Genomic DNA, 7,109 nt, shown 5'->3' with positions numbered 1-7,109 from the left:
CCGCCGGGGGGCACTCCGGCGAACTGCGCCACGGCCGGCGCGTGGGCGCCCGCGCGGTCGGGCGCGCTCACCACGTCCGCCCCCGGGCCGCTCGGGCGGACCTCGGCGACCAGCGCCGTCACGAACCCCTCGTCCCCGCCGGGGCGTCCGTCGGCGGCGGTGGCCGGGGCGGCGCGGGCCAGCGCCGCTTCGAGGCGGGCGGAGACCGTGTCCAGGTCGGGCTCGAGGGTGCCGGCCTCCCGGAAGGCGCCCAGGACGTCGGACACGGAGTCCGTGGCCTCCAGCCCCTTGCCGCGCACGTCCCCCAGCACCAGGCGGACCGCCCCGCCGGGCCCGGTGACCGCACCGTAGAAGTCACCACCGATCCGGGTCTCGTGGACCGCGGCCCGGTAGCGGCAGGCGATGGTGAGACCCCCGAGGCGTCGCGGCGGGTCGCGGACCACGGCGCGCTGCACCGCCTCGGCGACCGCCCGCGCGGACGCCAACCGGCGCCGGGCCCGTCGCACCAGCAGGTTGACGCCGACCGCGATGACCGAGACCGTCGCCACGGTCGCCACCTTGACGACGCCCTCGGCCACCCCGGCCTCGTCGGACCAGATCAGCATCACCAGCGCGAGGAGCGTCGCCGCGATCCCCGAGAGGACCGTCCCGCGCCATCCCAGCAGGGCGGCGGCAACCACCGGGGCGGCGGCCATCAGCGGGGTGAAGACGATGTGCGGCGGTGCCGCCGGGTTGAGGGCCACGGCCAGCGCGAGGAGCAGCAGCGGGATCAGGGAACTCCCTCTCCCGCCCCACGCCCGGTCCGCCTCGCTGCCCGCCACACCCCCACTGTGGCGCCGGGGCGGGGCCCCGGCCACTCGGGCGGACCGGAGCCCGGGCCGAGCCGCGGGGGCCCGGCTCGGCCCGGGCGGTGCGGGGTGGACGCGCGTCATGGTCGGCGCGCGCCGTCACCGCGCCCCAGCGGGTGCACGGGGAGGTGTGCGCCGGCGCCGGCGGGCCCGTCGTGTCCCGTCCGCCCCGGTGAACACCGGCGTCACCGCGGGCCCCCACCGGCCCGTTCCACCGGCCCGTTCCACCGGCGGACCGGGCCGTTCACGCGCCCCGCGAGCGCGGTCCGCACGGTGAAGTCGCGGGTTCAGCGGTATCTCACCCGCCGTTCACTTGGCCAACCTCGTCCGGTCGCCAGGCGCTCCTACGTTCGTCCCGACGCAGTCACATCAGATCACTGCCGGCCGCACGGGCCGGCGTTCCTGAAGGAGCAGAACCCATGCGCAACTGGCGCGCCAAGACCGCCGCGCTCGCCGCGGTGTCCGCCCTCGCCCTCTCGGCCTGCGGCAGCGACAGCGACAGCAACGGCGACGGCAACGGCGGAAACGGCGGCAGCGGTGACGCGGCGGCTTCCGAGGGCAGCGGCCTGTCGGGCACCGTCACCGGCGCCGGCGCCTCCTTCCCGGACCCGCTGTTCCAGGAGTGGATCGCCGAGTACACCCAGCAGGTCGAGCCGGACGTCACCATCAACTACCAGAGCGTCGGCTCCGGTGCGGGTGTCGAGCAGTTCATCGGCCAGTCGGTCGCCTTCGGCTCCTCCGAGGAGTACCTGGACGACGAGGCGCTGGAGGAGGCCGCCGGCGCGCGTGACTGCTCCGCCGTGCAGTTCCCCGTCGTCTTCGGAGCCGTGGTGATCGCGTTCAACGACGAGGCCCTCGACGGCCTGGTCCTCGACGCCGAGACCATCGCGAAGATCTACGACCGCGAGATCACCAACTACAACGACCCGGCGATCGCGGGCCTCAACCCCGACATGGACCTGCCCGACCAGGAGATCCTGCCGGTGCACCGCTCCGACAGCTCCGGCACCACCTTCGTCTTCTCCAACTACCTGGACAAGGAGGTGCCGGCGTGGTCCGACACCTACGGCGCGTCCAAGGAGCTGGAGTGGGCGGACGGCACCCTCGGCGGTGACGGCAACCAGGGCGTCGCGCAGGGCATCTCCCAGAACCCGGGCGCCCTCGGCTACGTCAACCAGTCGTTCGCGCTGGAGGCCGGCCTCTCCGTCGCCCACGTCGTGAACGCCGACGGCGAGGCCGTCGCGCCGACGCTGGAGGCCACCTCCGCCGCCTCCGAGGAGGCCGAGGTCCCGGAGAACTTCCAGTTCACCATCGACGGCATCGGCGGCGAGGGCTACCCGATCGCCGGCACCAACTGGATCTTCACCTACACCTGCGGCTACGACGAGGCCACCACCGACATCCTCAAGGGCTTCTGGACCTGGGCGCTGGAGTCGGAGCGCGCCGACGAGCTCGCCAACGAACTGGGCTACGCGCCGCTGGGCGACGAGCTGACCGAGCGGGTCCTGGCCGAGGTCGAGAAGACCAACAGCGAGGCCTGATCAGGCCGCCCCGCACCGGGCCGGGCGCCCCCACCGACGACAGCGCGGTGGCGCCCGGCCCCGGCGGGAGCGCCCGATCACCGGCGGGGAAGGACGCCCCGCGCTGCGGCGCCCACGCGCCGGCCGTACCGCAGTTCGCCGGAGTGCCCACCGGCGGTCGGTCCCACCCAGCCCGGCCCGGCCCACACGAGCAGGAGCAGATCGATGTCGGTCATCACCGACCAGCAGCCGCAGGACCCGCCCCCCGGGCTGCGGTCCCGCACCCGACGCCGCGTTGCCGACCCGGCGTTCCGCTGGTTCGTCACCCTCACCGGTACCAGCGTCTTCATCATCCTGGCCGCCATGGTCGTCCGGACCACCACCGAGGCGTGGCCGATCTTCCAGCACCAGGGCTTCTTCGGGTTCCTGACGGGTGACCGCTGGGTGTCGGGCGGCTCGCGCAGCGACGACCCGGCCGACTTCACCGGCGTGTACGGCGCCTGGCCGTTCATCTACGGCACGATGGTCACCGCGCTGATCGCGATCGTCCTGGCGCTGCCGCTGGCGCTGTGCATCGCCTTCTACATCAACCAGTTGGCGCCGCGCCGCCTGCGCAAGCCGCTGTCCTACACCGTGGAGATGCTGGCAGCCGTGCCGAGCATCGTCTTCGGCATGTGGGGCCTGTTCTGGCTGGTGCCCAACGTACTGCGGCCGTTCTTCACCTGGCTGGAGTCGTGGGCCGGCGGCTTCTTCCTGTTCGAGGGCCCGGTCTTCGGACCCGGTTACCTCGCCGCCGGCATCGTGCTGGCGATCATGATCCTGCCGATCATCACCGCGATCGTGCGCGAGGTCATCGCCGTCAACCCGCTGGACCAGCAGAACGCCGCCTACGCGCTGGGCGCCACCCGCTTCGAGGTGATGCGGAAGGTGATCCTGCCCTCCAGCTTCTCGGGCATCGTCGGCGCCAGCATGCTCGGCCTGGGCCGCGCCGTCGGCGAGACGATCGCCGTGATGATGCTGATCGGCTCCACCAAGAGCTGGGACTCCAGCCTCCTGCAGCGCGGCGACTCGATGGCCGCCCTCATCGCCTCGCTGTTCAAGGAGGCCACCCCCGAGGGCGTGCGCGGCCTGATGGCGATCGGCGTGGCGCTGTTCCTCTTCACCATGGTCATCAACGTCGCCGCCCGCCTCCTGGTGTGGCGGATCGGCCGAGTCGCGGGAGACGCCGCCGTATGAGTGCCACTTCGGACCTGAAGCCCGCCGAGCGCGGCGCCGGCGAGCGGACCACCCCCACCGGCCACCGCCCGCTGCGCGAGACGCAGGGCAACGCCGCGCGGCGCGCCGTCGCCAACCGTGTCGCGCTGACCGTGCTGACCGTCGCCATGGTGGTGGCCGTCATCCCGCTGGTGCTGATCCTCTTCAAGGTCGCCTCGGAAGGGCTGGCCGCCGTCGGGTGGAACTTCTTCACCCTCGACGAGCCGACCTACCGCGTCGAGGAGGCCGGCTACCGCGCGGGGTTCGTCGGCACGGCCTACATCATGGTCGGCGCGATCCTCATGGCGATCCCGCTCGGACTCGCCACCGCGATCTACCTGGTCGAGTACGGCCGGGGCCGACTGGCGTCGTTCGTCCGGTTCTTCACCGACGTCATGACCGGCATCCCCTCGATCTTCGTCGGCCTCTTCGTCTACGGCCTGCTGATCTCCAGCGGCGCCATCTTCCACACCGGGTTCAGCGCCTTCGCCGCCTCCCTGGCGATCGCGATCATCATGCTGCCGATCGTGACCCGCTCCTCCGAGGAGATGCTGAAGCTCGTCCCCGACGAGTGGCGCAACGCCAGCTACGCGCTGGGCGCCAGCAAGTCCCGGACGGTGCTGACCACGGTGCTGCCCGCCGCCGCGCCCGGCCTTGCCACCGGCTCGATGCTGGCCGTCGCCCGTGGCGTCGGCGAGACCGCGCCGCTGATCCTCACCGCGCTCGGCTCCCGCTACCTGGTGACCACCTACTTCTCCGACGCGCAGGGCGCCGTACCGCTCCAGATCCACAGCGGCGCCATGCAGCCCTTCGAGGCGGGCGTCGAGCGCGCCTGGGGCGGCGCCCTGTCGCTGTTCGTCATCGTGCTGCTGCTGGTGGTGGCCGCCCGCTTCGTCGGCTCCCGGGCCAACAAGCTCGGCTGACCCGGCACCGACCACCACCACACCCCTCCCGGGCGCGCCGGCGACGCACCCCGCGCCGCGCGCCCGGACCCGAACCACGGGAGGACCCCATGACCGCATCGTCCACGCAGACGGCGGAGCGCCCCGCTCCCCCCACGGGCCCCGGTGCCGGCGGCACCACCGACGACCCCGCCGCCGCGGCGGGCACCCCGCCCGAGGAGCACACCGCGACGCAGTCCGCCGAGGAGCAGGAGCCCGTCCAGGACGCCGTCTTCGACCTCCGGGACGTCAGCGTCCGCTACGGCTCCTTCGTCGCCGTCGGCGACATCACCATGAAGGTGCCGCGCCACCAGGTCACCGCCTTCATCGGCCCGTCCGGCTGCGGCAAGTCGACGCTGCTGCGGTGCCTCAACCGGATGAACGACCTGGTGCCCGGCGCGTCCGTCTCCGGCGAACTGATCTACAACGGCGAGAACGTCCACGCCGCCGACGTCGACCCGGCCGAGGTCCGCCGCCGCATCGGCATGGTCTTCCAGAAGCCCAACCCGTTCCCCAAGTCGATCTACGACAACGTGGCGTTCGGCCCCCGGCTCAACGGCTTCTCCGGCGACCTCGACAGCCTGGTGCAGCAGTCGCTGGAGCAGGTCGGCCTCTGGAGCGAGGTCAAGGACAAGCTCAAGGAGAGCGGCCACGCCCTCTCCGGCGGCCAGCAGCAGCGGCTGTGCATCGCCCGCGCCATCGCGGTCGAACCCGACGTGCTGCTGATGGACGAGCCCTGCTCGGCGCTGGACCCCATCGCCACGCTGAAGATCGAGGACCTCATCCACCAGCTGAAGTCCACGTACAGCATCGTGATCGTCACCCACAACATGCAGCAGGCCGCCCGCGTCTCCGACCGGACCGCCTTCTTCAGCGTGAACATCGACGACCACCAGGGCATGCGCACCGGCCGGCTGGTCGAGTACGACCGCACCACGAAGATCTTCAACAACCCGGCGCAGCAGCGCACCGAGGACTACGTCACCGGCCGGTTCGGCTGACGTCGCGGGGCGGGGCCGGGGTGGGTTCGGGGCAGGTCGGCGTGGAGCGGCCGGATGGGCCGCGCACCGCCGGCCCGAACCCGGCCCGCCTCCGACAGGGTCCGCGGCCGGCGGCACCACCGCCACCGCGGGGTCGCCCGCGTACCCGGCCCGAACGGCGCGACGCGCGGGCGGCGCGCCACCGTCGTCCCGTCCGCCGGAGGCCGGATCGCGGGCCCGTCCCCGGCCCCGTTCCGCGCCCGCCGCCCGACCGGCGCACATCCGGACGGCACCGGCGGCGCCCCGTGCGGGTACCGTGGTCCGGATGAGCCAGGTCACCAGCGGGAGCAACCCCCGCACTCTCGCCGACGAGCTGCGCTCGCGCACCGACTCCGATCTGGCCGGGCTGCTGCTCGCCCGCCCCGACCTGCTCTCGCCCCTGCCGGGCGACCTGTCCCAACTCGCGACACGGGCGGGCACCCGCGCGTCGGTGCAGCGGGCGCTCGACCGCCTCGACACCTTCGGCCTCCAGACCGCCGAGGCCCTCGCCGTGGCGGGGCCGCCCTGCTCGCTGGACGACCTCACCGTGCTGCTGCGCGACGGCGAGCACCGGCTGCCGGAGTCCCTGGCCACGTTGCGTTCCCGCGCGCTGCTCTGGGGCCCGCCCACCGCGATGCGGCTGGTCCGCACCGCGCAGGAACTCCTGGCGCCGACCCCGCAGCGCCCCGGGCCGACCGGGCTGGGACCGACACTCGGCGAGACCGTGACCGCGCTCTCCCCCCGCCGCGCCCAGGAACTGCTCGCCGCCAACGGGCTGCGTGCCACCGCCGATCCGGTCTCCGCCGCGCGCGCCCTCGCCGACGTGTTCTCCGACACCGACCGGCTGAGCGCCCTGCTGGCCGAGGCGCCCGACCACAGCCACGAGGTGCTGCGGCGGCTGATGTGGGGTCCGCCCCAGGGCGAGGTCTCCGCCCGCCCCGCGCCGCACCTGCGGTGGCTGCTGGACCACGCGCTGCTCGTGCCGACCGCGCCGGGGACCGTGGTGCTGCCGCGTGAGGTGGCGCTGGCACTGCGCGGCGGCCGCTCCCACCGCGACCTGCGGCCCGACCCGCCCGAGTTGACGGTCCACACCCACCACCGGCCGGAGCGCACCGACGTGGTCGCCGCCGGACAGGCGCACCGCGCCCTCGCCCTCACCGAGTCGCTGCTCGACCTGTGGGAACGCGAACCCCCCGCCGTGCTGCGCACCGGCGGACTGGGCGTGCGCGACCTCAAGCGCGCCGCGGTCGCCCTCGACATCCCGGAGCCGGAGGCGGCGTTCTGGGCGGAACTCGCCTACGCCGCCGGACTGGTCGCCTCCGACGGCGGCACCGACGAGCGCTACGCGCCGACCCCCGCCTCCGACGAGTGGCTGCGGCTGACCGCGCCGGAGCGCTGGACCCGGCTGGCGGCCACCTGGCTCGAGACCACGCGCTGCGCGGCATCGGCGACGAGACGACCAACGTCAACCGGACCGAGACCGAGCTCAACGAGGCCACCCCGGGCGACGACCGCGACACCAGCACG

5 protein-coding genes and 1 pseudogene are annotated in these 7,109 nt (G+C 73.7%); 5 read left to right on the top strand and 1 reads right to left on the bottom strand.

What is annotated here, in order from left to right; all coding sequences use genetic code 11:
• The coding region (locus HCN52_RS19690) for a SpoIIE family protein phosphatase (RefSeq protein WP_168089784.1) at positions 1-821 on the bottom strand (821 nt) is incomplete at its 3' end.
• A 446-nt stretch (positions 822-1,267) separates the two neighbouring features.
• Between HCN52_RS19690 and pstS the strand changes: the two genes are divergently transcribed.
• The 5 genes and pseudogenes from pstS to HCN52_RS25620 form a co-directional block, all read left to right on the top strand.
• Positions 1,268-2,389: a phosphate ABC transporter substrate-binding protein PstS gene (gene pstS, locus HCN52_RS19685; protein ID WP_168089783.1), complete on the top strand. Its 1,122-nt coding sequence runs from the start codon at positions 1,268-1,270 to the stop codon at positions 2,387-2,389.
• Between the two features lie 204 nt (positions 2,390-2,593).
• Entirely contained in the window at positions 2,594-3,604 is a 1,011-nt protein-coding gene (gene pstC / locus HCN52_RS19680; protein WP_168089782.1) for a phosphate ABC transporter permease subunit PstC, read from the top strand.
• On the top strand, positions 3,601-4,545 hold the full coding sequence (gene pstA / locus HCN52_RS19675; RefSeq protein ID WP_168089781.1) for a phosphate ABC transporter permease PstA: 945 nt from the start codon (positions 3,601-3,603) through the stop codon (positions 4,543-4,545). The genes pstC and pstA overlap by 4 nt, the downstream gene beginning before the upstream one ends.
• 89 nt (positions 4,546-4,634) lie before the next feature.
• Positions 4,635-5,564, top strand: coding sequence for a phosphate ABC transporter ATP-binding protein PstB (pstB, locus tag HCN52_RS19670; RefSeq protein ID WP_168089780.1), 930 nt, complete (start codon positions 4,635-4,637; stop codon positions 5,562-5,564).
• A 1,425-nt stretch (positions 5,565-6,989) separates the two neighbouring features.
• A pseudogene (locus tag HCN52_RS25620) lies at positions 6,990-7,109 on the top strand (class A beta-lactamase); the annotation flags it as partial.

Source organism: Streptomyces bohaiensis, assembly GCF_012033785.1.
GTDB lineage: Bacteria > Actinomycetota > Actinomycetes > Streptomycetales > Streptomycetaceae > Streptomyces > Streptomyces bohaiensis.
This window is presented reverse-complemented; position numbering and strand designations above follow the sequence as displayed.

Bases quoted from the DNA above. Each gene is read 5' to 3' on its own strand.
- pstS (WP_168089783.1), top strand. From the start codon at position 1,268: ATGCGCAACTGGCGCGCCAAGACCGCCGCGCTCGCCGCGGTGTCCGCC.
- pstC (WP_168089782.1), top strand. From the start codon at position 2,594: ATGTCGGTCATCACCGACCAGCAGCCGCAGGACCCGCCCCCCGGGCTG.
- pstA (WP_168089781.1), top strand. From the start codon at position 3,601: ATGAGTGCCACTTCGGACCTGAAGCCCGCCGAGCGCGGCGCCGGCGAG.
- pstB (WP_168089780.1), top strand. From the start codon at position 4,635: ATGACCGCATCGTCCACGCAGACGGCGGAGCGCCCCGCTCCCCCCACG.